This window comes from Nocardioides oceani (assembly GCF_030412965.1).
GTDB lineage: Bacteria > Actinomycetota > Actinomycetes > Propionibacteriales > Nocardioidaceae > Nocardioides > Nocardioides oceani.
The window spans coordinates 807016-826562 of record NZ_JAUHJQ010000001.1; the positions used below are offsets into that span (position 1 = coordinate 807016).

Here is a 19547-nt window from a genome sequence, read left to right on the forward strand (position 1 = left end):
GGGCGGCATGCGAGCCGTGATCGCCGACGGGGCCGGTGGGCCGGAGGTCCTGGGTGTGCAGGAGGTGCCGGACCTCGAGCCGGGGCCCGGGGAGCTGGCGATCGCCGTCGCCGCCACCGCCGTCAACCGCGCCGACCTGCTCCAGCGGCAGGGGTTCTACCCGCCCCCGAAGGGCGCCTCGGAGGTCATCGGCCTGGAGTGCAGCGGCACGGTGGCGGCCCTCGGCGAGGGCGTCGAGGGCTGGGCGGTCGGCGACGAGGTCTGCGCGCTGCTCGCCGGCGGCGGCTACGCCTCGCGGGTGGTCGTGCCGGCCGGGCAGGTGATGCCGGTGCCCGACGGCCTGGACCTGGTGACCGCCGCCGCGGTGCCCGAGGTCGCGTGCACGGTGTGGTCGAACCTCTTCATGGTCGCGGGGCTGCGGCCCGACGAGAACGTGCTCGTGCACGGCGGCGCCGGCGGGATCGGGACGTTCGCGATCCAGCTCGCCGCCGCGACCGGCGCGCGGGTCCTGACGACCAGCGGGACGGCCGAGAAGCTGGCGTACTGCCGTGAGCTCGGCGCCAGCGTCGCCATCGACTACCGCGAGGAGGACTTCGTCGAGGCGGTGCGGGCGGCGACCGAGGGCGCCGGGGCCGACGTGGTGCTCGACAACATGGGCGCGAAGTACCTCGCCCGCAACGTCGACGCGCTCGCCCCCGAGGGCCGGCTCGTCATCATCGGCATGCAGGGCGGCACGAAGGCCGAGCTCGACATCGCGAAGCTGCTCGGCAAGCGGGGCGCGGTCATCGCCACCTCGCTCCGGTCGCGGCCGGTCGAGGGCAAGTCCGCGATCTGCGCGTCGGTCGTCGAGCACGTGTGGCCGCTGCTCGCCGACGGGTCGGTCCGCGTCGTCGTCCACGACACGATGCCGCTCGAGGACGTCGCCCGCGCCCACGCCCTCATGGAGTCCGGCGAGCACAGCGGCAAGATCGTCCTCACCCTCTGAGGCGCTGGGGAGCAGTCGCTATGTTCGAGACCATGACGGGTCCCGAGGAGCAGGAGCAGCAGGTCGTCGTCGTGGGCCCCGACGGGCAGCCCCTCGGCACGGTCCCCGTCTCGGCGCTGCAGCAGCAGCCGGCGGCCGAGGGCGGCGAGGACGACGAGGAGCAGCAGCGGTCGGTGACCGACCTGGTCGAGCAGCCCGCGAAGGTGATGCGGATCGGCGGGATGATCCGCCAGCTGCTCGAGGAGGTGAAGGCCGCGCCCCTCGACGAGGCCAGCCGCAACCGGCTCAAGGACATCCACGCCGCCTCGATCAAGGAGCTGGAGGCCGGCCTGGCCCCCGAGCTGGTCGAGGAGCTCAGCCGGCTCGCGCTCCCCTTCACCGAGGACGCGACCCCCTCCGAGGGCGAGCTGCGGATCGCCCAGGCGCAGCTGGTCGGATGGCTCGAGGGCCTCTTCCACGGCATCCAGACCGCGATCTACGCCCAGCAGGTCGCGGCCCGCGCACAGTTCGAGCAGATGCGCCGTGCGCTCCCGCCCGGCGCCGTACCAGGTGCCACCGGCGGCATGCCGTCGATGGGCCAGCAGCCGCGGCAGGACCCCGGCCCCACCCCCGGCGACTCCGGGGGCATGTACCTCTAGCCCGCACCACGGTCCGGGCCGCGCGGGGTGGGTCAGCGGCGGCCGAGGCGCCGGACGACGGCCAGCCCCAGCAGCCCGACGATCACCATCGCCAGGCCGGGGGCGGCGGTCCGGGTGAGCGGGGCCGGCTCGCTGTCGGCCACCCGCGTGAACTCGGCGGTCTCGGCCTGCGGCGGGACCGGCGTGGTGCCCGACCCCAGCAGGCGGGTCACCTGGCCGAGGAGCTGGTCGTCGACCGGGGCGGTGCGGCTGGCCGCGTCGGCGATCCAGCCGTCGGCGCGGCGGTCGACGAAGAAGAGGTACTCCGTGCCCACGGTCAGCCCCCCGAGCCCGGTCGCGCAGTCGGGGCCGCGCGAGCGGTCGGCCCGCTGCGTGCGGACGCCGACCTGCTCGGTCGACAGCCCGCCCTTCCAGACGCGGCTGACGGTGACCTCCTGGTCGTAGCGGGCCGTCCCCGACGAGCCGCCCGCACGGGTCACGGTCTCGACGGTGCCGCGGAAGACCGCGTCGGCCTGCCGCGTCGCGTCCTGCACGGTCACGGCCGGGCACTGCGGCGGGAGCGCGGCCCGGGCGGCCGAGGCCGGCCCGGCGGTGCCGGCGACCGGCCCGGCGACGCACGCGGCGCCCAGGAGGGCGGTCGCGAGGGTACGTCGGAGGCCGGGCACGGGGAGCATCACAACAGATCAGAGGTCGAAGACACCAGCCAGCACCCGCGCGACGCCGTCCTCGTCGTGGCCCGGTGCGACGTGCGTCGCGGCGGCGGTGACGGTGGGGTGCGCGTCGGCCATGGCGTACGCCGTGCCGGCCCAGGACAGCATCGGCAGGTCGTTGGGCATGTCGCCGAAGGCGATCACGTCCTCCGCCCCGACGCCGAGGTCGCGGGCGAGCAGCTCGAGGGTCGAGGCCTTCGTGACGCCCGGCCCGCTCACCTCGAGCAGCGTCGTGGAGGAGGACCAGGTGAACGTCAGCCGCCCGGCGTTCACCTCCTCGGCGCGGTCCCAGAAGTCCTGGGGCCCGAGCTCCTCGTGGCGGACCAGCAGCTTGAGCGGGGGCCGGGCGAGCAGGTCCTCGACGGGCGCGCGGCGGGAGCCCGGCGGCATCGGGTAACGCTCCATGAAGTGCGGCTCGAGACCGATCCCGTCGAGGTCCTCCACGGCGTACGCCGTGCCCGGCACCGCCTCGCGCAGCTCCCGGCAGACCTCGAGCGCGAGGCCCGGGGGGATCGGCCGCTCGAGGTGGACGCGGCCGCGGGCGACGTCCCACACCAGCGCGCCGTTGGAGACGATCGCGAGCCCGTGCTCGCCGACGTGCTCGAAGACGTCCTCGGCCCACCGCAGCGGGCGGCCGGTGACGAAGACGACCGGTACCCCCCGCGCCTCGACCTCCGCGAGCACCCGGGCGGTGTAGTCCGAGACGGTGCCGTCGGAGCGGACGAGCGTGCCGTCGAGGTCGGTGGCGACCAGGCGCGGTCGTCGGGCGGGCGGGCCGCCGGTCACGGCAGCGGCCTCGCCATCACCAGGTTGCCGTCCTCGTCGGAGCCGCGCAGGCCGGTGAAGCCGGCCTTGGCGAGCACGCGGATGCTCGCGCGGTTGTCCGGGGCGACCGCCGCGCGGACCCCGACCCCGACGGCGTCGGCGGCGGCCAGGACGGTGTGCAGGGCCTCGGTCGCGAAGCCCCAGCCGTGCGCCTCCGCGACCAGGCCGTAGCCGACCTCCGCCTCGGGCGGCTCGCCCGCGGGCGGCCCGAAGAAGCCGATGGAGCCGAGCACGGTGCGGCCGCGGACGATCGAGCGCGGGCCCCAGGTGTCACCCTCGACCCAGATGGTGGCCGCGTCGGCGTCGTCGGGCCGCGGGAAGTCACGGTGCCACTCCGGTCGCCGGCGGCCGGCGCGGAGGTCGGCGACCTCGGCGGCCGACCACAGCGGCAGCCGCAGCCGCTCGGAGGCGAGCACCACGGGCAGGGCCGGCGCGGTCACGCCTCAGCCCTCCGGGAACCAGCGCGAGATCTCCTGCGCCGCGCCGTCCTCGTAGACCTCCCCGGTCACCGCGTCGGCGGCCTCGCGGACCGCCTCGATCGCCTGGCCCATCGCCACGCCGCGGCCGGCCCAGCCGAGCATCTCGATGTCGTTGCGGCCGTCGCCGATCGCCAGCACGTCGGCGGCGGTGCAGCCGAGCTCGGCGCAGACCCGCTCCAGGCCGGAGGCCTTGGAGACCCCCACCGGCGCGATGTCGAGCCAGGCGGTCCAGCCGACGATGTAGTTGGTGCCGTGCAGGCCCAGCTCCGCCGCGAGGGCGACGAACTCGTCGGCGGTCGCCTCGGGGTCGCGGATGATCACGCGGCTGACCGGCCCGGCGACGAGGTCCTCGAGGTCGGTCACGATCATGTCGCCGGACAGCTCGCCCTCCGGGAAGTGCGAGGTGACCCGGTAGCCCACGCCGCGCTCCTCGACCGCCACCAGGGCGTTCGGGTGGCGGTCGAGCACCGCCTTCACCGCGGGGCCCGCGTCGAAGGTCTCCTCGTGGACGACCTCCAGCGGCGGGTAGCGGAAGACCACGGCGCCGTTGGAGGCGACCACCCACAGGCGGTCCTCGGGGGTCGAGCCGGCGTGCTCCCCGGGGTGCAGGTCGAGCAGGTCGGCGATGGTGGTCATGCCGTGCGGGGAGCGCCCCGAGGCGAGCACGACGTGGCCGCCGGCCTCGCGGACGCGCTGCACGGCGTCGTACACCGCCGGCGCGACCTCCTCGTGGGTGGTGCCGGCGCCCTCGACCCACTTCAGCAGCGTGCCGTCGATGTCGAGCGCGACGACCTTCGGGACCCAGCCGTCGGTGCCCGGCGCGGGAGCGGTCACGGGGCCACCGGCTCGAGCACCTCGCGGCCGCCCATGTACGGCTGCAGCGCCGTCGGGACGCGCACCGAGCCGTCGGCCTGCTGGTGGGTCTCGAGGATCGCCACGATCGCCCGCGGGATCGCGGTGAGCGTGCCGTTGAGGGTCGCGGCCGGCCGGACCTCACCGTCCTGGCGGACCCGGATGTCGAGGCGGCGGGACTGGAACTCGGTGCAGTTCGAGGTCGAGGTGAGCTCGCGGTACTTTCCCTGGGTCGGGATCCACGCCTCGCAGTCGAACTTGCGGATCGCCGAGAGCCCGAGGTCGCCGGTCGCCACGTCGATGACCCGGTAGGCCAGCTCGAGCTTGTCGAGGAACTGCTTCTCCCAGCCGAGGAGCCGCTCGTGCTCGGCGTAGGACTCCTCGAGGGTCGAGTAGACGAACATCTCGACCTTGTCGAACCAGTGCACGCGGATGATGCCCTTGGTGTCCTTGCCGTGCGAGCCGGCCTCCTTGCGGAAGCACGGGCTGAACGCGGCGTACCGCAGCGGCAGCGAGGCACCGTCGAGGATCTCCTCGGAGTGGTACGCCGCCATCGGCACCTCCGAGGTGCCCACCAGGTAGAGGTCCTCGCCCTCGATCCGGTAGACGTCGTCGGCGGCCTGGCCCAGGAAGCCGGTGCCCTCCATCGCCCGCGGGCGGACCAGCGACGGCGCGACCACCTGGGTGAAGCCGGACTCGCGGGCCTGCTCCATCGCGAGGTTGACCAGCGCCAGCTCCAGCTGGGCGCCGACCCCGGTCAGGAAGTAGAAGCGCGAGCCGGAGACCTTCGCGCCGCGCTCGAGGTCGATGGCGCCGAGCATGCGGCCGAGCTCGACGTGGTCGCGGGGCTCGAACCCCTCCGCGGCGAAGTCGCGCGGGGTGCCGACCTCCTCGAGCACGACGAAGTCGTCCTCGCCACCCTCGGGGGCCTCGGGCGCGGCGAGGTTCGGCATCGACATCAGCGCCGCCTGCCACTCCTCCTCCGCGGCGGCCTGTGCGGCCTCGGCCTCCTTGACCTCGGCGGCCAGCGCCTTGGTGCGGGCCAGCAGCTCGGCCTTCTCCTCGCCCTGCGCCTTCGCGACCTGCTTGCCGAGCTGCTTCTGCTCGGCGCGGCGCGACTCGAAGGCGCTGATCGCGGCGCGGCGGGCCGCGTCGGCGGAGAGCGCGCGGTCGACCACCTCGTCGGACAGGCCGCGTTTGGCCTGGGCGGCGCGCACGCGGTCGGGGTCGTCGCGCAGGATGCGGGGGTCGATCATGTCGGCAAGGCTATCCGGGCGGTTCCGGGCCGCTCACGCGAGTTCCGGGCGGCCGCCGGACGCGGGGCATACTGTCGAGGTGCTGGACCGCCCCCGCGTCGCCCCGCTGGCCTGGGCCGTCGTCTGCTTCGTGCTCCTCGCCCTCCTCGGCCTGGGGGTCGTGCAGGGCTGGGGCCCGCTCGCCGCCTTCGACGACCGCGGCGACCCCGCGCGCGACTGGGCCGTCGACGCCGGCTGGCTCGACGGGCCGCTCCGGTGGGTCGAGGCCGCCTTCGCGACCGTCGGCATGACCGTGCTGACGGTCGTGGTCGCGGCGGCGATGTTCGTGAAGAAGCACGTCCGCGCGGCGGCGTACGTCGTCGCGGTGATGGCCGCGACGTCGCTGGCCACGACCGGGGTCAAGCTGTGGGTCGGCCGCGACCGGCCGGAGTGGCAGCTGACCGAGGCGCTGCTCAGCACCAAGTCGTTCCCGTCGGGCCACGCCTCCTCGGTCGCGGCGTTCGGCGGGGTCCTGGTCGTGCTGGTCGGGATGCTGGTGCGCCGCTCGAGCGCCCGCCGCACCGCGTACGTCGGCATCGGGCTGCTCGTCGCGCTCGTCTGCCTCGACCGGGTGCTGCTGGGCCGCCACTTCCCCTCCGACGTGGTCGGCGGGGTGCTGCTCGGCCTCGGCATGGTGCTGCTCGGTCTCGCGGTGCTCAACCCGCTGCCGCGCAGCATCGCCGTGCGCAGCGAGCCGCTGCCCGAGGTCTTCACCTCGGCCCACCGGCTCGCGGTCATCGTCAACCCGATCAAGGTCGAGGACCTCGACGCGTTCCGCGCGACGGTGACCTCCCTGGCGGTCGAGGGTGGCTGGTCGGAGCCCACCTGGCACTACACGACCGTCGAGGACCCCGGCGCCGGCATGGCCGAGCAGGCCTCGGTCGACGGCGCGGACCTGGTCCTGGTCTGCGGTGGCGACGGCACCGTGCGCGAGGTCTGCGCCGAGCTGGCGGGCACCGGCATCCCGGTCGGGATCATCCCGGCCGGCACCGGCAACCTGCTGGCCCGCAACCTCGGCCTCCCGCTCTACATGCGCTCCGCGATCGACGTCGGCCTCAACGGCCAGGACCGCGCGATCGACCTGGTCAAGGTCGACGGCGACGGCGTCGAGCCGGACACCCACTTCATGGTGATGGCCGGCATGGGCTTCGACGCCGCGATCATGGAGGGCGTCAACGAGGAGCTGAAGAAGAAGGTCGGCTGGGTGGCGTACGTCGTCGCCGGGATGAAGTCGCTGATGTTCCCCGCGGTCAAGGTCGAGATCTCCGTCGACGGCGGGGAGTTCACCAAGCACCGCGCCCGGACCGTGGTCGTCGGCAACGTCGGGTTCCTCCAGGCCGGCATGCCGCTGCTCCCCGACGCCGCGATCGACGACGGCACCCTCGACGTGGTGATCCTGCACCCGCGGAACTTCCTGGCCTGGATCCCGCTGGCCTGGCGGGTGATGCTCAAGCGGCCGCACACCGACGAGCTCGTCGACCGCAAGACCGGCGCCTCGGTCGTCGTGCGGGCCGAGAAGGAGACCCCGCGCCAGCTCGACGGCGACTCGATCGGCCCGGGCCGTGAGCTGCGGATGGAGTGCATCCACGGCCGGCTGCTGGTGCGGGTGCCCCGCTAGGACCAGCCCGGCCCCACCGGCCGCACCCGCCTCCGGTCAGGGGCGGGCGGCGCCGATCGCCTCCTCCTCCTCGGGGGAGAGCTGCTGCTCGCAGGTCCAGCCGGCGACCGTCTTGGCGTAGGTGCGCGAGTCGCTGCGGCCGTGGATCGAGGTCAGCACCACGCCGTTGCCGCCGTCGTCGACCAGCGCCAGCGACCAGGACAGGTGCCCGCCCATGTCGCCGAACGCGTCGTAGCGCACCACCGCCAGGTGGCGCAGCGCGTCGCGGGTCTCGGCCCGCAGGGCGGCGACCTCCTGGCGCAGGCCGTGGACGTCCTCGGGCAGCGCGTCCACCGGGGCGGTGCGTGGACCCGAGGCGGTACGCCGCAACGCGAGCACGGCGAAGGCGACGGCCACGAGGGCGACCAGCAGGGAGAGCACCGCGAGGACGACCACGGCGCCGACCCTAGACTGCGCCCGTGCCCGACGCCCGCCGCATCGCCTACCAGGGCGAACCCGGAGCCAACTCGCACATCGTGTGCGCCCAGCACTACCCGGACTGGGAGGCCGTGCCCTGCGCCTCGTTCGAGGACGTCTTCGCCGCGGTGGAGGCCGGTGACGCCGAGCTGGCGATGATCCCGATCGACAACTCGATCGCCGGGCGCGTGGCCGACATCCACCACTTCCTGCCGAGCTCGGGCCTGCACATCATCGGCGAGCACTTCCTGCGGATCCGCTTCCACCTCATGGGCGTCCCGGGCTCCTCGCTGGAGTCGGTCCGGACCGTGCACAGCCACGTGCACGCGCTCGGGCAGTGCCGCAAGGTGATCCGCGAGCACGGCCTGGTGCCGGTGATCTCCGGCGACACCGCCGGGGCCGCCCGCGAGGTGGCCGAGGCCGCCGACCCCACCCAGGCCGCCATCTCCCCGCCCCTGGCCGCCGAGATCTACGGCCTGACCGTGCTGGCCGAGGACGTCGAGGACGAGGACCACAACACGACGCGCTTCGTCGTGCTCTCCCCCGAGCTGGTGCGGGCCGAGGCCGGCAGCGGCCCGGTCGTCACCAGCTTCATCTTCAACGTGCGCAACCTGCCGGCCGCGCTCTACAAGGCGCTCGGCGGCTTCGCCACCAACGGCGTGAACATGACCAAGCTGGAGAGCTACATGGTCGGCGGGGAGTTCACCGCCACCCAGTTCCTCTGCGAGGTCGACGGGCACCCCGACGACCCGGGCCTCGCCCGCGCCCTCGAGGAGCTGGCCTTTTTCACCACCGACATCTCGGTGCTCGGGGTCTATCCCGCCGACCCGTTCCGGACCTGAGGTCGCCGGCGCCTAGGCTTGCCGGCCGGCTCTCCCCCACCTGAAAGCAGCACCTCATGGACCTCGCCGTCGCGGCGATCGCCTTCGGCACGATCTTCGTCGTCGAGCTGCCGGACAAGACGTTCCTGGCGACGCTCGTGCTCTCCACCCGCTACCGCCCCCTGCTGGTCTGGCTCGGCGTCGGCCTCGCGTTCGCGGTGCAGACCACGATCGCCGTGCTGCTCGGGCACGCGGCGTCGTTCCTCCCCGAGGAGGTCGTGCAGGTCGCAGCGGCGGTGCTGTTCCTGGTGGGCGCGCTCGTGCTGCTCCGGGAGGCACGTGCCCACCAGCGCGAGGCGGCCGCCGACGAGGGCGAGGAGTTCGCCGAGAAGGCGAAGCCCGCGACCGGCTGGCGGGCGGTGCTGGCGTCCTTCCTGGTCCTGCTGGCGGCCGAGTGGGGCGACCTGAGCCAGCTGCTGACCATCTCGCTGGTGGCGCGGTACGAGGCGCCGTTCGCGGTCTTCGTCGGCGCCCTCGGCGCCCTGCTGGCGGTCAGCGGGCTCGCCGTGGTCGTCGGCCGGACGCTGATGCGCTGGGTGCCGATGCACGTGCTCTTCTACGCCGGCGCGGCGGTCTGCCTGGTGCTCGAGGCGTTCCTGGTCTGGGAGCTCGTGCACTGACCGGCCTACAGTTCCGGCCATGAACGAGCCCGCGAGCACCCCGGTCGTCCAGCACGGGGCCGACAGCGAGGTCGGCCGGCTGCGGACGGTCGTGCTCCACCGCCCCGGCCCGGAGCTGAAGCGCCTGACGCCGCGCAACAACGACAAGCTGCTCTTCGACGGGATCCCGTGGGTCGCCCGCGCCCAGGAGGAGCACGACGCGTTCGCCGAGGCGCTGCGCTCGCGCGAGGTCGAGGTGCTCTACCTCACCGAGCTGCTGACCGAGACCCTCGAGCACGAGTCGGCGCGCAACCACGCCATCACCTCCGCTCTCTCGGGCCTCCACCTCGGCGACACGATGCGCGCGTACCTCGCCCGGTTCCTGCGCGAGGCGTCGCCCGCCGAGCTGACCGAGTACCTCACCGCCGGCATCCGCAACGACGAGGTCCGCGGCGGCTTCGGGCTGGTGACCTCGCTGCTGGCCAGCGACGACTTCCTCGTCGACCCGCTGCCCAACCTGCTGTTCACCCGTGACTCCAGCGTGTGGGTGCGCGACCGGGTCGCGGTCACCTCGCTGTCGATGCCGGCCCGCAAGCGCGAGACCCAGCTGACCGAGCTCATCTACACCGAGCACCCGCGCTTCCGCGGCACCCGCCGCATCCACGGCTGGCACAGCGAGTACGTCGAGGGCGGCGACGTGCTGCTCCTGGCACCGGGCGTCATCGCGGTCGGCGTCGGCGAGCGCACCACCCCCGCCGGCGTCGAGCGGCTCGCCCGCCAGGTCTTCCACGCCGACCTCGCGCACACGGTCCTGGCCGTCCCGATCGCCCAGGAGCGGGCCACGATGCACCTCGACACGGTCTGCACCATGGTCGACGTCGACAAGATCGTGATGTACCCCAACGTCGCCGACTCGCTCCAGGCGTACGCCGTCACGCTGGCCGAGCCCGGGCAGGACGCCGGCGAGCTGACCCTGCGGGTGGCCGAGGCGGAGCCGTTCCTCGTGGCGGCCGCGAAGGCGATGGGCATCGACGCCCTTCACCAGATCGACACCGGCCTGGACCCGGTGACCGCCGAGCGCGAGCAGTGGGACGACGGCAACAACACCCTGGCGCTCGCGCCGCGGGTCGCCGTGGCCTACGAACGCAACGTCGAGACCAACGACCGGCTGGAGGCGGCCGGCATCGAGGTGGTCCGGATCGCCGGCTCGGAGCTCGGCTCCGGCCGCGGCGGGCCGCGCTGCATGAGCTGCCCGGTCACCCGCGACCCGCTGCCGGCCTGAGGAGCAGCGCCGAGTCCCCTCCAGGACCCGGTGTGGCACCCGTCTCCTTCCCACCTCGGGAGCGGTCTGTCAGGATCGAGCGCGGGGAGGGACCCGCCCGTCGCACCGTTCGCGGTGAGGAAGGAACGCACATGAGCGTCTCGTTCTTCGAGAACTTCACTCCGCAGGAGGTCGCCCGGATCAGTGCCGCCGGCACCCGCGTGCACCTGCCCGAGGGGTGGTCGCCGATCTCGGAGCGGACCCCTGCGGACAAGGCCTACATCCTGCTCGACGGACGCGTGTCGGTCCGCCGGGGCAAGGAGGAGATCGCCCAGCTCGGCCCGGGCGACATCATGGGCGAGAAGGCGATCGTGGGGCACTCGCTGCGCACCGCCTCGATCGTGGCGCTGACGCCGCTCGACCTCATCCACCTCACGACCGAGGCGGTCGAGCAGCTGTGCGAGGAGATGCCGTCGTTCCGCGAGGCGCTGAACGCCGTGGTCGAGTCGCGCTGACCGGGTCCCGTGGCTGACGGCGAGGAGCAGCTCGACCTCACCGGCGCCGTCGAGGCCGTCGAGCGGTTCCTGCTCCAGGAGGAGCCGCGCTTCACGCGCGACGAGGTGCTCGCGCGCTCCGGGGTCGACGAGGCCGTCGCCGAGGAGCTGTGGCGCTGGCTCGGCTTCCCGCAGGCCGACCACGACGCCGTCGCGTTCACCACGCTGGACGTCGAGTCGCTGCGCCAGGCGGTCGAGCTGGTCGAGCTCGGCGTGCTCACCGAGGACCGGCAGGCCGCGCTCGTGCGCACCTGGGGCCGCAGCTTCGCCCGCCTCGCGGAGTGGCAGACCACGCTGCTCGCCGACGTCGCGCTCGAGGAGGGCGTCGGCGACCCCGTCGCCCGCGTCGCCGAGCTCGCGGAGGAGGTGCTGCCCCGGGTCGAGGCGCTGCAGTCCTACGTCTGGCGGCGGCACCTCGTCAGCGCGGCGGGCCGGCTGCTCGCCGTGGAGTCCCCCGGGTCGCCGGCCGCCCCGCTGGCCGTCGTCTTCGTCGACATCGTCGGCTACACCTCGCGCAGCAAGTCCCTCGACGAGGCCGGCCTGGTCGCCTGGCTCGAGGGCTTCGAGGCGGTGTGCACCGACATCGCCGTCGAGCACGGCGGCCGGGTCATCAAGAACATCGGCGACGAGGTCCTCGTGGTCGCCGACGACCCGGCGGCCGCGGCCGAGATCGCGCTCACGATGGTCGAGAGCGGCGCCGACGAGGACGACCCGTTCCCGCAGGTGCGCGCCGGGCTCGCGCACGGCGCCGTGGTCAGCCGGCTCGGCGACGTCTTCGGCCCCACCGTCAACATCGCGGCGCGGCTGACCTCGCTCGCGCGGCCGAGCACGGTGCTGGTCGACCGCGGCGCCTACGAGGTGCTGTCGGGCCGCGTGCAGGACGACGCCGAGGAGCCGGCCGAGGACCGCTCCTCCGAGGACGCCCGCGACGAGCCGGCCGAGGGCGACGACACGCCGTACCGCTTCCGGCGGCTGCGGCGCGCCTCGGTCAAGGGCTACAGCCGGCTGCAGCCGTGGGTGCTGCGCCGCCGCTGAGAGCAGCCGCCGTCAGCGGATGGTGACCTGACGCCCCGCGAGACCCGAGCGCGCCGCGCGCTGCTCGGAGGTGAGGTCGGAGGTGTCGGCCAGTGCCTCGGCGAGGTCCCGGGCGAACCGGTCGGCCGGCTCCTCCAGGGCCTCCGCGCCCGTGCCGAGCGGCAGGTCCCACACCGGTGCGAGCAGCCCGTGGGCGCGGAACATGCCGACGAAGCGGGAGTCCGGCACCAGCACGTCGCGACCGGCGACGTGGAGCCGCGCCAGCGCGGTGAGCAGCTCGTCCTCCGGCTCGGGCATCACCCAGCGCAGGTGCTCCTTGGTGCCGACGTTGGTCCAGTACGCCGCCTCCACACCGGTCAGCCGGGCGGTCGGCGTGGCCGCGCCGTTGGCCTGCTCCAGCGCGGCCTCCATGCCGGTGGTGTCCTCGAGGTCGGCGATCCAGAACTCGAAGCCCTCGTGCACGGTCACGTCGAGCTTGTCGCCGGTGACCAGGTCCTGCAGGCGCGGACCCTCGGCAGGCGGCTCGACGAGGCCGATGATGCCGGGCTCCTCGGCGGCCAGCGCCTGCTCCAGGGCGGCCGCCAGGTCCCGCGAGGGGTCACCGAAGGAGTGCTGCACCTGCAGCCCCAGCCAGGTCTGGCCGCTCTCCCGGGCCATCGCGGGCGCCGCCATCGGCAGCAGCGAGGCCAGCACGACGGTCCGGTCGGGGTCGTCCTTGAGCGTCAGCGGCGCGGTGGCGGCCGGGACGAGCTCGCGCATGGCGACGATGTCGCACTCCGAGGGCAGGCCCGCGAAGGGCCGCGCGACGTACGGCGCGGCGGCACCGCCGGGAGCGCCGTGGCACGCCTTGTACCGCTTGCCCGAGCCGCACGGGCAGGGCTGGCGCGGGCCGACCTCGCCCTCGGCGAGGGGCGCTGCGGGACGGGACTTGGTGCGGGACTTCTTCGCCATGGCGCGAAGACTAGGCGCCGAGCTCCCGGACGACGTACGCCGGGCGGTCGGTGATGACCGCCCGGACGCCGAGCTCGAGGCACAGGTCGAGGTGCTCGCGGGTGTTGACGGTCCACACGTGCATGCCGTGGCCGGCCCGGGTGATCCGCGGACCGAGCCACGGGTGGTCGGCCAGCTCCTCGACGCCGGGACCGACGAGCCAGTCCTTGCCGATCACCCGGCGCAGGGCCGGCCAGTACTGCGCGCGCTCCATCAGCATCACCACCGGCACCTCCGGGGCGAGCCGCTCGACGCGCTGGAGCGCGGTGAAGCTGAAGCTCATCACCCGGGCCGGCGTCCCCGCGCGGTCCCAGCCGAAGTCACGCAGCACCTCGACGACCCGCTTCTCGACCAGCCCGCTGTAGCGGGTCGGGTGCTTGGTCTCGATCGCCACCTCGATGCGGCGGTCGTAGTCGGCGGCGACCTCGCACAGCTTGCGCAGCGTCAGCACGCGGTCGTGCTCCTCGTCCCGCTCGGGCGCCTCGTCGTCGAGGTCGGCCCAGGGGTTCTTCCACGAGGCGAAGTCGAGCTCCGCGAGGTCGGCCAGCTCCATCGTCGAGACCACGCCGCGGCGGCTGGCGGTGCGGCGCAGGTTCCGGTCGTGGACGCAGACCAGGTGGCCGTCGGCGGTCAGGCGCACGTCGCACTCGAGCGCGTCCGCGCCGGCGTCGAGGGCGGCGACGTACGCCCCGAGCGTGTGCTCGGCCTTCTCCTCGCTGGCGCCACGGTGGGCGACGACCTGGGGACGGCTCGCCGTCGTGGCGGAGTCGGGACGCACGGCCCCATCGTCCCCCACGCGGCTCAGCGGCCGCGCAGGAACCGGCCGAAGTGTGGCACGGTGAACGCCACCGAGCCGCGCTCGCCGGAGTAGACGAGCCCCTTCTTGATCAGGCCGTCGCGGGCCGGGGACAGCGACTGCGGCTTGCGCTCGAGGTGCCGGGCCACCTCGGCGGTGGCGACCGGGCCGTCGCCGTCGGCTCCGAGGTCCGCCATGGCGGTCATGTAGTCCCGCTCGGCGGGGGTGGCGCGCTCGTAGCGGGCGCCGAAGAACCCGATCCCGAGCTCCGCCTCGGCCAGCGGCGCCGCCTCGGCGACGTCCTCGACGGTGATCGGCGAGCCGACGGCGGCGTCCCAGACGACCTTGCCGTAGGCCTGCACGAAGTACGGGTAGCCGTCGGTCAGCCGGTAGAGCTCGTCGAGCGCGTCCTGCTCGAACTCGACGCCCTCCTCCGCGGCCGGCACGCGCCACGCGCGGTCGGCCATCTCGCGCGGCAGCCGGTCGACCGAGACGTAGCGGAAGAGCCGCTCGGCGTACGACTTCGACGCCGCCAGCGCGACCGGCAGGTGCGGCAGGCCGGCCCCGACGACGACCAGCGGGGCGCCCTGCTGGCTGATCTCGTGGCACGCGCCGCAGAGGGCGGCCAGCTCGCCCGGCTCGATGTCCTGCATCTCGTCGACGAAGAGCCCGATGCCGACGCCGAGGTCACCGGCCAGCGAGGCGACGTCGGTGAACAGCTCGAGGAGGTCCAGCTCGAGGTCGCCGGAGTCGGCGCGCCCCTTGGTCGCCGGGACGTCCAGCGGCGGCGTCCACCCGAGCCCCTTGCGGTCGGTCAGCGTGGTGCGCAGGGCGTAGGCCTTGAGCACGCCGGCGACGGCGTCGACGCGGTCGGGGTCGCGGTGCCGGTGGGCGACCTCGCGGACCGCCGCGTGGACGGCCTGCGCGACCGGCACCCGGAGGCTGCGGTCGGGGCGCGCCTCGATCTTGCCGGTCCCCCACGCCCGCCGCACGGCTTGGCCGCGCAGCGCGTTGAGCAGCACGGTCTTGCCGACCCCGCGCAGGCCCGAGAGCACCATGCTGCGCTCGGGGCGACCCGCCGCCACCCGCTCGAGGGTGATCTCGAACTGCTCCAGCTCGCGGTCGCGGCCCGCCAGCTCCGGCGGGCGCTGGCCGGCGCCGGGCGCGTAGGGGTTGCGGATGGGGTCCATGCCGCCGACCGTATCGGCGATATCGGCGTCTCTAGCGGATCCGCTAGACGCGTGTCGACGCTCCTAGCCGGTCGACCCCAGCCGCCGGCCGAGCGCGATGTCGTACTCCTCGTCGAGGCCGGTGCGCAGCGCGTCGATCAGGGCCGGGACCTCGTCGACGGTGAGCCGGAACGATCCTGAGCAGACGTTGTCGCGCCACAGCGACAGGACGACGAGCCCCGACTCGTGGTGCCAGGAGACCCGCAGCGCGCGGTCGCCCCCTCGGGCGTCGAGGTGGATCGAGCCCGAGACCGGGAGCGGTCGCGCGGCGGTCATCGACCCATGGTGCACCCGCGCGGCACGGTTGTCACCGGTTCCGGTCACCGGGTCCGGCCGTCAGCCGGGCCGGCGGTGCGGGTACGGGAGGGAGGTGCGCGGCTTCGACTACTCCCTCGACTACGCCTCGCTCGACCTGCGCGAGCACCCGGAGCTGTACGCCGTGGGGCGCGGCGAGCAAGGCGTCTTCCACGTCGAGCCCTACAAGTCCGAGCTGCTGCCGCTGTGGGAGTTCGCGACGGTCGAGAAGGCCGAGCGGGCCAGCGCCGCGATCACCGAGCGGTTCCGGTGCTACCTGGACGAGGGCGACTTCGTGGGGGCCGACCTGGCGCGGAAGTACCTGCAGATGGGCTACACGCGGGCCCGCCGGTACGCCAACCGGCAGGAGGGCGAGAAGGCGGAGGTCAAGGCCGAGGCCGCCCAGGTGTTCAAGGCCGCCTGGGACGCGGCGGCCGGCGACCCCGCGTACCGCCGGCTCCGCGAGCAGCACCGCGAGAAGTACGACGCCTGAGGCTGGACGGGCTGCCTAGACTCGCGACGTGCCCGAGCTGCCCGAGGTGGAAGCGCTGGCCCTCGACCTGAAGGGCCGGCTCGACGGACGCGCGATCGTCAAGGTCCACATCGCCGCGTTCAGCGCGTTGAAGACCTTCGACCCGCCGCTGACGGCGCTCGAGGGGACGCTCGTCGACGACGTGACGCGGCACGGGAAGTTCCTCGACCTCGACTGCTCCGGCACCCACCTGGTGCTGCACCTGGCCCGCGCCGGCTGGGTGCGCTGGCGCGAGGAGGTGCCGACGATCCCGCCGAAGCCGAGCACCAAGTCCACCCTGGCGGTCCGGATCGTGCTCGACGACGGGTCGGGGCTCGACGTGACCGAGGCCGGCACCCGCAAGAGCCTGGCGATGTACGTCGTCCGCGACCCGCTCGACGTGCCCGGCATCGCGACGCTCGGCCCCGACCCGCTCACCGACGACTTCACCGTCGAGCGCCTCGGGGAGATCCTCCAGCGCGAGGGGCGCAAGCAGATCAAGGGCGTGCTGCGCCACCAGGGGACGATCGCCGGCATCGGCAACGCCTACTCCGACGAGATCCTGCACGCGGCGCGGATGTCGCCGTACAAGCCGGCGAGCTCGATCGATGGCGAGGAGCTCCAGACGCTGCACGACGCGTTGCGGACCACCGTCGGCGACGCGGTCGCCCGCTCGCGCGGCCTCGCGGCGAGCGAGCTGAAGGGCGAGAAGAAGTCGAACCTCGCCGTCCACGGCCGCACCGGCCAGCCGTGCCCGGTCTGCGGGGACGTCGTGCGGGAGGTGTCCTTCGCCGACTCCAGCCTGCAGTACTGCCCCACCTGCCAGACCGGTGGCAAGCCGCTCGCCGACCGGCGGATGTCGAAGCTGCTGAAGTAGGCGCCGCCGCCGCCCCGGGTGGTCAGCGCTGCGTGACCACCGCGGAGGCGTGCCCGGCCCCCTCGGCATCCTCGCCGGTCCCGTCGGCGACCGAGACGACCAGCCCGCCGAGCATGAACGCCACGATGGCCGCCACGAGCACCGGCGTCGGGAGCGACGGGATGAACCGGCGGAAGCCGGTCGGCTGAGCGGCGCCGTGGTGGAGGTGGTGGGTCAGGGCGTGCCCCTTGCCACGCTGCAGGAGCCAGCGGTTGACGGGGTAGGCGGCGACGAAGGCCACCGCGAGGGCGATCATCATGCCGAGCCAGAAGGTGCTGTTGACCAGGCCGGCGTCCATCGCGCCCGGGACGAGCGCCATGACCGCGTTGTCGACGACCTCCATGGTCGCGATCGACAGCGTGTCCGCGGCGAGGACCACCGACAGCGCCGCACCCAGCCCGAGCCCGGCCTTGAGCACCGGGAGGGTCGAGAGCGTGTAGCCGAGGAGGAACGCCAGCGACACCGCCAGCACGATCGTCCAGCCGGTGCTCAGGCCCAGCGCGGTGCCGATCATCAGGCCGGCGATCTCGCCGATCGCGCAGCCGGTCAGGCAGTGCAGCGTCGCCGAGACGGCCATGGCGTTGATGCCGCCGCCGGCGTGCCCGGCGTGCCCGGCGTGCCCGGCGTGGTCGTGGGCGTGGTGGGGCTCGGTCATCGCGTCTCTCCTCCGGGGGTGGTGCGTCGCTCCTCGGCAACACGTACCCCCCAGGGGTATATTCCGCACGGCGGGCGACGGGTGGCGAGCGGCCGTCGGCTGCTCCCGCGTCACACTGGACCCATGAACGCGATCCCGACGGTGTCCATCGACGGCGTGCCCGACCCGCTCCCGGCGGGGCTGAGCGTGCTCGACGTCCGCGAGCCGATCGAGTGGGAGCACGGGCACGTCGAGGGCGCGGTGCACATCCCGCTGATGGACCTACCCCAGCGGCTGGCCGACGTGCCGGACGGGCAGGTGCTGGTGGTGTGCAAGGTCGGCGGGCGGTCGGCGCAGGCGGTCGGCTACCTGGCCCAGCAGGGCCACGACGTGGTGAACCTCGACGGCGGCATGCTCGACTGGGAGGCCGCCGGCCGGCCGATGGTGAGCGAGAACGGCCAGCCGCCCCGGGTCGTCTGAGCCCGCGCCGATCGCCGCGAACCGGGACTTCCCACGGAAGTCCTGCACATACCGGGGCAGATCTCCCGTGGGATGTGCAGGAGTCCCCGGTTGACCGGGGACTCCTGCACCACGGGACTCAGGGGGTCGGCGACTCCGTCAGGCTCGACTCGGGGAGCTCCGGGGCCTCGACCGAGGGCGCACCGCTGGGCAGGCCCGGCATGGCGTTCGCGCAGTTCTCGGCGATCCAGGTGTTCAGCGCCTGGGAGGCTTCCTGCTCGCTCTCGGAGTAGTCCTGGTTGTCGTCGAGGTCCTGCAGGTCGCTGACGTCCTCGATGTCGGAGGCCTCGTCGAGCACCAGCTCGAAGCCGTCGCGGGCGTCGTCGGGCAGGTCCTCGGGGGTGCCGACCTCCCGCATCTGCTCGGTCCACTCCTTGAGCGCGTCGACGGCGGCCTGCTCCTGCTCCTCCTGGCTGCCCTCCGAGGGCGCCGCGAGCAACGAGTCGAAGATGCTGCTGTACGCCTCGCAGAAGTCCTCGGTGGAGGCGTCCTGCGGCGCCGAGCTGGCTTCGTCGTCCCCGCCGCACGCGGCGGCGAAGGGCGCGAGCAGCAGCAGGGACGAGGTGGCCGCGGCGCGGCGCAGGGTCAGCCTGGAAGGAAGCATCGGTGTCCTCACGGTTCGGTGGCGGGTGCGGCGGCGGGCCGGACGGCACGACGGCGCGGGCTCACCCTGCCCACCCTGGCACGCCTTCACTCCTCCGGCGTCGGCCGGTCCCCGCTCGCGGTGCGGACGAGGCCGGCGGCCGGGGGCAGCGGCAGGGCGCGCCGGAGCCGGGCCAGGTACGTCGACCGGGGCACCTCGACCACGCCGAGCGAGGCCAGGTGCGGCGTCGACCACTGGACGTCGAGCACCCGGTCGGACGCGTGCTCGTCGCGGAGCCGCTCGACCAGCCCGACGAGCGCCACCTTGGAGGCGTCGCGGGCCCGGTGGAACATCGACTCCCCGGCGAAGAGCCCGCCGATCGCCACGCCGTACAGCCCTCCGACCAGTTCGCCGTCGCGCCAGGTCTCGACCGAGTGCGCCCAGCCGAGCTCGTAGAGACGGAGGTACGCCGCCCGGATGTCCTCGTCGATCCAGCCCTGCGGGCGGGTGGGGTCGCCGCAGGCGTCGAGCACCTCCGCGAAGGCCGTGTCGACCCGGACCTCGAGGTCGCGACAGGAGCGGCGCAGCGACCGCGAGACCACGAGCCCGCCGAGCGGCAGCACCCCGCGGCGCACGGGGCAGAACCAGTACATCGGGTCCCCGGGCGACCCGGACGGCATCGGGAACAGCCCCCGGCGGTAGGCCGCGAGCAGCGTCCCCGGCGCGAGGTCGGCGCCGATCGCGACGAGGTCGTCGTGGGGGTCGTACGTCGCCGGGTCGCCGAAGGCCCACGGGGACGGCGGCGGCTCCACCGGCACGGGCGCCGACACCGGCCCCGGCACCGGCACGGGCTCAGGCGCGGGCTCGGGCACGCGCCGACGTTAGCG

Annotated in this window: 24 protein-coding genes; 11 read left to right on the top strand and 13 right to left on the bottom strand. The window is 74.0% G+C overall.

Features of this window, described 5'->3' with window-relative positions:
* Positions 1 to 7: 7 nt before the first annotated feature.
* Together QWY28_RS03880 and QWY28_RS03885 are read left to right on the top strand one after the other, a co-directional pair.
* Entirely contained in the window at positions 8 to 985 is a 978-nt protein-coding gene (locus QWY28_RS03880; RefSeq protein ID WP_300950983.1) for an NAD(P)H-quinone oxidoreductase, read from the top strand.
* 32 nt (positions 986 to 1017) lie between these two features.
* Positions 1018 to 1623, top strand: coding sequence for a bacterial proteasome activator family protein (locus QWY28_RS03885; RefSeq protein WP_300950984.1), 606 nt, complete (start codon positions 1018 to 1020; stop codon positions 1621 to 1623).
* Positions 1624 to 1655: 32 nt separating this feature from the next.
* Here the strand turns inward: QWY28_RS03885 and QWY28_RS03890 are convergent, their stop codons facing one another.
* The 5 genes from QWY28_RS03890 to serS are packed head-to-tail and all read right to left on the bottom strand — an operon-like array spanning position 1656 to position 5745.
* Positions 1656 to 2297: a hypothetical protein gene (locus tag QWY28_RS03890; protein WP_300950985.1), complete on the bottom strand. Its 642-nt coding sequence runs from the start codon at positions 2295 to 2297 to the stop codon at positions 1656 to 1658.
* Positions 2298 to 2306: 9 nt separating this feature from the next.
* Positions 2307 to 3119: an HAD family hydrolase gene (locus tag QWY28_RS03895; protein WP_300950986.1), complete on the bottom strand. Its 813-nt coding sequence runs from the start codon at positions 3117 to 3119 to the stop codon at positions 2307 to 2309.
* Positions 3116 to 3598, bottom strand: a complete 483-nt coding sequence (locus QWY28_RS03900; protein WP_300950987.1) for a GNAT family N-acetyltransferase — start codon at positions 3596 to 3598, stop codon at positions 3116 to 3118. The genes QWY28_RS03895 and QWY28_RS03900 overlap by 4 nt, the downstream gene beginning before the upstream one ends.
* 3 nt (positions 3599 to 3601) lie before the next feature.
* Positions 3602 to 4471 (bottom strand): HAD family hydrolase, encoded by an 870-nt coding sequence (locus tag QWY28_RS03905; RefSeq protein WP_300950988.1) that lies wholly within the window; start codon positions 4469 to 4471, stop codon positions 3602 to 3604.
* On the bottom strand, positions 4468 to 5745 hold the full coding sequence (gene serS, locus QWY28_RS03910; RefSeq protein WP_300950989.1) for a serine--tRNA ligase: 1278 nt from the start codon (positions 5743 to 5745) through the stop codon (positions 4468 to 4470). Before serS ends, QWY28_RS03905 begins: the two co-directional genes overlap by 4 nt.
* Positions 5746 to 5824: 79 nt before the next feature.
* Between serS and QWY28_RS03915 the strand changes: the two genes are divergently transcribed.
* A complete protein-coding gene (locus QWY28_RS03915) occupies positions 5825 to 7402 on the top strand; it encodes a bifunctional phosphatase PAP2/diacylglycerol kinase family protein (RefSeq protein ID WP_300950990.1) in 1578 nt (525 codons plus the stop codon).
* A gap of 36 nt (positions 7403 to 7438) precedes the next feature.
* Here QWY28_RS03915 and QWY28_RS03920 read toward each other — a convergent pair whose 3' ends face one another.
* Positions 7439 to 7837: a DUF4446 family protein gene (locus QWY28_RS03920; RefSeq protein ID WP_300950991.1), complete on the bottom strand. Its 399-nt coding sequence runs from the start codon at positions 7835 to 7837 to the stop codon at positions 7439 to 7441.
* A gap of 23 nt (positions 7838 to 7860) precedes the next feature.
* Here QWY28_RS03920 and QWY28_RS03925 point away from each other — a divergent pair, with 23 nt between their 5' ends.
* The 5 genes from QWY28_RS03925 to QWY28_RS03945 all read left to right on the top strand — a co-directional run bounded on the left by QWY28_RS03925 (position 7861) and on the right by QWY28_RS03945 (position 12188).
* A complete protein-coding gene (locus QWY28_RS03925; protein WP_300950992.1) occupies positions 7861 to 8700 on the top strand; it encodes a prephenate dehydratase in 840 nt (279 codons plus the stop codon).
* A gap of 56 nt (positions 8701 to 8756) precedes the next feature.
* Complete coding sequence (locus QWY28_RS03930) at positions 8757 to 9359, top strand: TMEM165/GDT1 family protein (protein WP_300950993.1); 603 nt, start codon at positions 8757 to 8759, stop codon at positions 9357 to 9359.
* Positions 9360 to 9378: 19 nt separating this feature from the next.
* A complete protein-coding gene (locus tag QWY28_RS03935) occupies positions 9379 to 10620 on the top strand; it encodes an arginine deiminase (RefSeq protein WP_300950994.1) in 1242 nt (413 codons plus the stop codon).
* A gap of 131 nt (positions 10621 to 10751) precedes the next feature.
* Positions 10752 to 11114 (top strand): Crp/Fnr family transcriptional regulator, encoded by a 363-nt coding sequence (locus QWY28_RS03940; RefSeq protein ID WP_300950995.1) that lies wholly within the window; start codon positions 10752 to 10754, stop codon positions 11112 to 11114.
* Positions 11115 to 11123: 9 nt separating this feature from the next.
* Positions 11124 to 12188, top strand: coding sequence for an adenylate/guanylate cyclase domain-containing protein (locus tag QWY28_RS03945; RefSeq protein WP_300950996.1), 1065 nt, complete (start codon positions 11124 to 11126; stop codon positions 12186 to 12188).
* A 12-nt stretch (positions 12189 to 12200) separates the two neighbouring features.
* On the opposite strand, the gene QWY28_RS03950 is transcribed toward QWY28_RS03945, so the two are convergent.
* The 4 genes from QWY28_RS03950 to QWY28_RS03965 all read right to left on the bottom strand — a co-directional run bounded on the left by QWY28_RS03950 (position 12201) and on the right by QWY28_RS03965 (position 15479).
* Positions 12201 to 13139, bottom strand: a complete 939-nt coding sequence (locus QWY28_RS03950) for a DUF5926 family protein (protein WP_300950997.1) — start codon at positions 13137 to 13139, stop codon at positions 12201 to 12203.
* A gap of 10 nt (positions 13140 to 13149) precedes the next feature.
* Positions 13150 to 13956, bottom strand: a complete 807-nt coding sequence (locus tag QWY28_RS03955) for a glycerophosphodiester phosphodiesterase family protein (RefSeq protein ID WP_300950998.1) — start codon at positions 13954 to 13956, stop codon at positions 13150 to 13152.
* Between the two features lie 23 nt (positions 13957 to 13979).
* Positions 13980 to 15164 (bottom strand): ATP-binding protein, encoded by a 1185-nt coding sequence (locus tag QWY28_RS03960; protein WP_300950999.1) that lies wholly within the window; start codon positions 15162 to 15164, stop codon positions 13980 to 13982.
* 63 nt (positions 15165 to 15227) lie between these two features.
* On the bottom strand, positions 15228 to 15479 hold the full coding sequence (locus QWY28_RS03965; protein WP_300951000.1) for a hypothetical protein: 252 nt from the start codon (positions 15477 to 15479) through the stop codon (positions 15228 to 15230).
* Positions 15480 to 15573: 94 nt separating this feature from the next.
* On the opposite strand from QWY28_RS03965, the gene QWY28_RS03970 reads away from it, so the two are divergent.
* Positions 15574 to 15990, top strand: coding sequence for a DUF4385 family protein (locus QWY28_RS03970; RefSeq protein WP_300951001.1), 417 nt, complete (start codon positions 15574 to 15576; stop codon positions 15988 to 15990).
* A 28-nt stretch (positions 15991 to 16018) separates the two neighbouring features.
* Entirely contained in the window at positions 16019 to 16885 is an 867-nt protein-coding gene (locus QWY28_RS03975; protein ID WP_300951002.1) for an Fpg/Nei family DNA glycosylase, read from the top strand.
* A 22-nt stretch (positions 16886 to 16907) separates the two neighbouring features.
* On the opposite strand, the gene QWY28_RS03980 is transcribed toward QWY28_RS03975, so the two are convergent.
* Positions 16908 to 17579: a DUF4396 domain-containing protein gene (locus QWY28_RS03980; RefSeq protein ID WP_300951003.1), complete on the bottom strand. Its 672-nt coding sequence runs from the start codon at positions 17577 to 17579 to the stop codon at positions 16908 to 16910.
* 123 nt (positions 17580 to 17702) lie between these two features.
* Between QWY28_RS03980 and QWY28_RS03985 the strand changes: the two genes are divergently transcribed.
* The gene (locus QWY28_RS03985; RefSeq protein WP_300951004.1) at positions 17703 to 18038 is read left to right on the top strand and encodes a rhodanese-like domain-containing protein; all 336 of its coding nucleotides are present in this window, start codon (positions 17703 to 17705) and stop codon (positions 18036 to 18038) included.
* Positions 18039 to 18156: 118 nt separating this feature from the next.
* On the opposite strand, the gene QWY28_RS03990 is transcribed toward QWY28_RS03985, so the two are convergent.
* Positions 18157 to 18681 carry a hypothetical protein gene (locus tag QWY28_RS03990; RefSeq protein ID WP_300951006.1) on the bottom strand — a complete coding sequence of 175 codons (525 nt, stop codon included), beginning with the start codon at positions 18679 to 18681 and terminating at the stop codon, positions 18157 to 18159.
* A gap of 86 nt (positions 18682 to 18767) precedes the next feature.
* Positions 18768 to 19532, bottom strand: a complete 765-nt coding sequence (gene aat, locus QWY28_RS03995; protein WP_336622402.1) for a leucyl/phenylalanyl-tRNA--protein transferase — start codon at positions 19530 to 19532, stop codon at positions 18768 to 18770.
* Between the last annotated feature and the right edge of the window lie 15 nt (positions 19533 to 19547).

What these genes read in the sequence shown, in the direction of transcription:
- QWY28_RS03950 (WP_300950997.1), bottom strand. Translation starts at nt 13,139, where the DNA reads ATGGCGAAGAAGTCCCGCACCAAGTCCCGTCCCGCAGCGCCCCTCGCC.
- QWY28_RS03965 (WP_300951000.1), bottom strand. Translation starts at nt 15,479, where the DNA reads ATGACCGCCGCGCGACCGCTCCCGGTCTCGGGCTCGATCCACCTCGAC.
- QWY28_RS03935 (WP_300950994.1), top strand. Translation starts at nt 9,379, where the DNA reads ATGAACGAGCCCGCGAGCACCCCGGTCGTCCAGCACGGGGCCGACAGC.
- QWY28_RS03960 (WP_300950999.1), bottom strand. Translation starts at nt 15,164, where the DNA reads ATGGACCCCATCCGCAACCCCTACGCGCCCGGCGCCGGCCAGCGCCCG.
- QWY28_RS03940 (WP_300950995.1), top strand. Translation starts at nt 10,752, where the DNA reads ATGAGCGTCTCGTTCTTCGAGAACTTCACTCCGCAGGAGGTCGCCCGG.
- QWY28_RS03985 (WP_300951004.1), top strand. Translation starts at nt 17,703, where the DNA reads ATGAACGCGATCCCGACGGTGTCCATCGACGGCGTGCCCGACCCGCTC.
- serS (WP_300950989.1), bottom strand. Translation starts at nt 5,745, where the DNA reads ATGATCGACCCCCGCATCCTGCGCGACGACCCCGACCGCGTGCGCGCC.
- QWY28_RS03880 (WP_300950983.1), top strand. Translation starts at nt 8, where the DNA reads ATGCGAGCCGTGATCGCCGACGGGGCCGGTGGGCCGGAGGTCCTGGGT.
- QWY28_RS03980 (WP_300951003.1), bottom strand. Translation starts at nt 17,579, where the DNA reads ATGACCGAGCCCCACCACGCCCACGACCACGCCGGGCACGCCGGGCAC.
- QWY28_RS03930 (WP_300950993.1), top strand. Translation starts at nt 8,757, where the DNA reads ATGGACCTCGCCGTCGCGGCGATCGCCTTCGGCACGATCTTCGTCGTC.
- QWY28_RS03890 (WP_300950985.1), bottom strand. Translation starts at nt 2,297, where the DNA reads ATGCTCCCCGTGCCCGGCCTCCGACGTACCCTCGCGACCGCCCTCCTG.
- QWY28_RS03990 (WP_300951006.1), bottom strand. Translation starts at nt 18,681, where the DNA reads ATGCTTCCTTCCAGGCTGACCCTGCGCCGCGCCGCGGCCACCTCGTCC.
- QWY28_RS03885 (WP_300950984.1), top strand. Translation starts at nt 1,018, where the DNA reads ATGACGGGTCCCGAGGAGCAGGAGCAGCAGGTCGTCGTCGTGGGCCCC.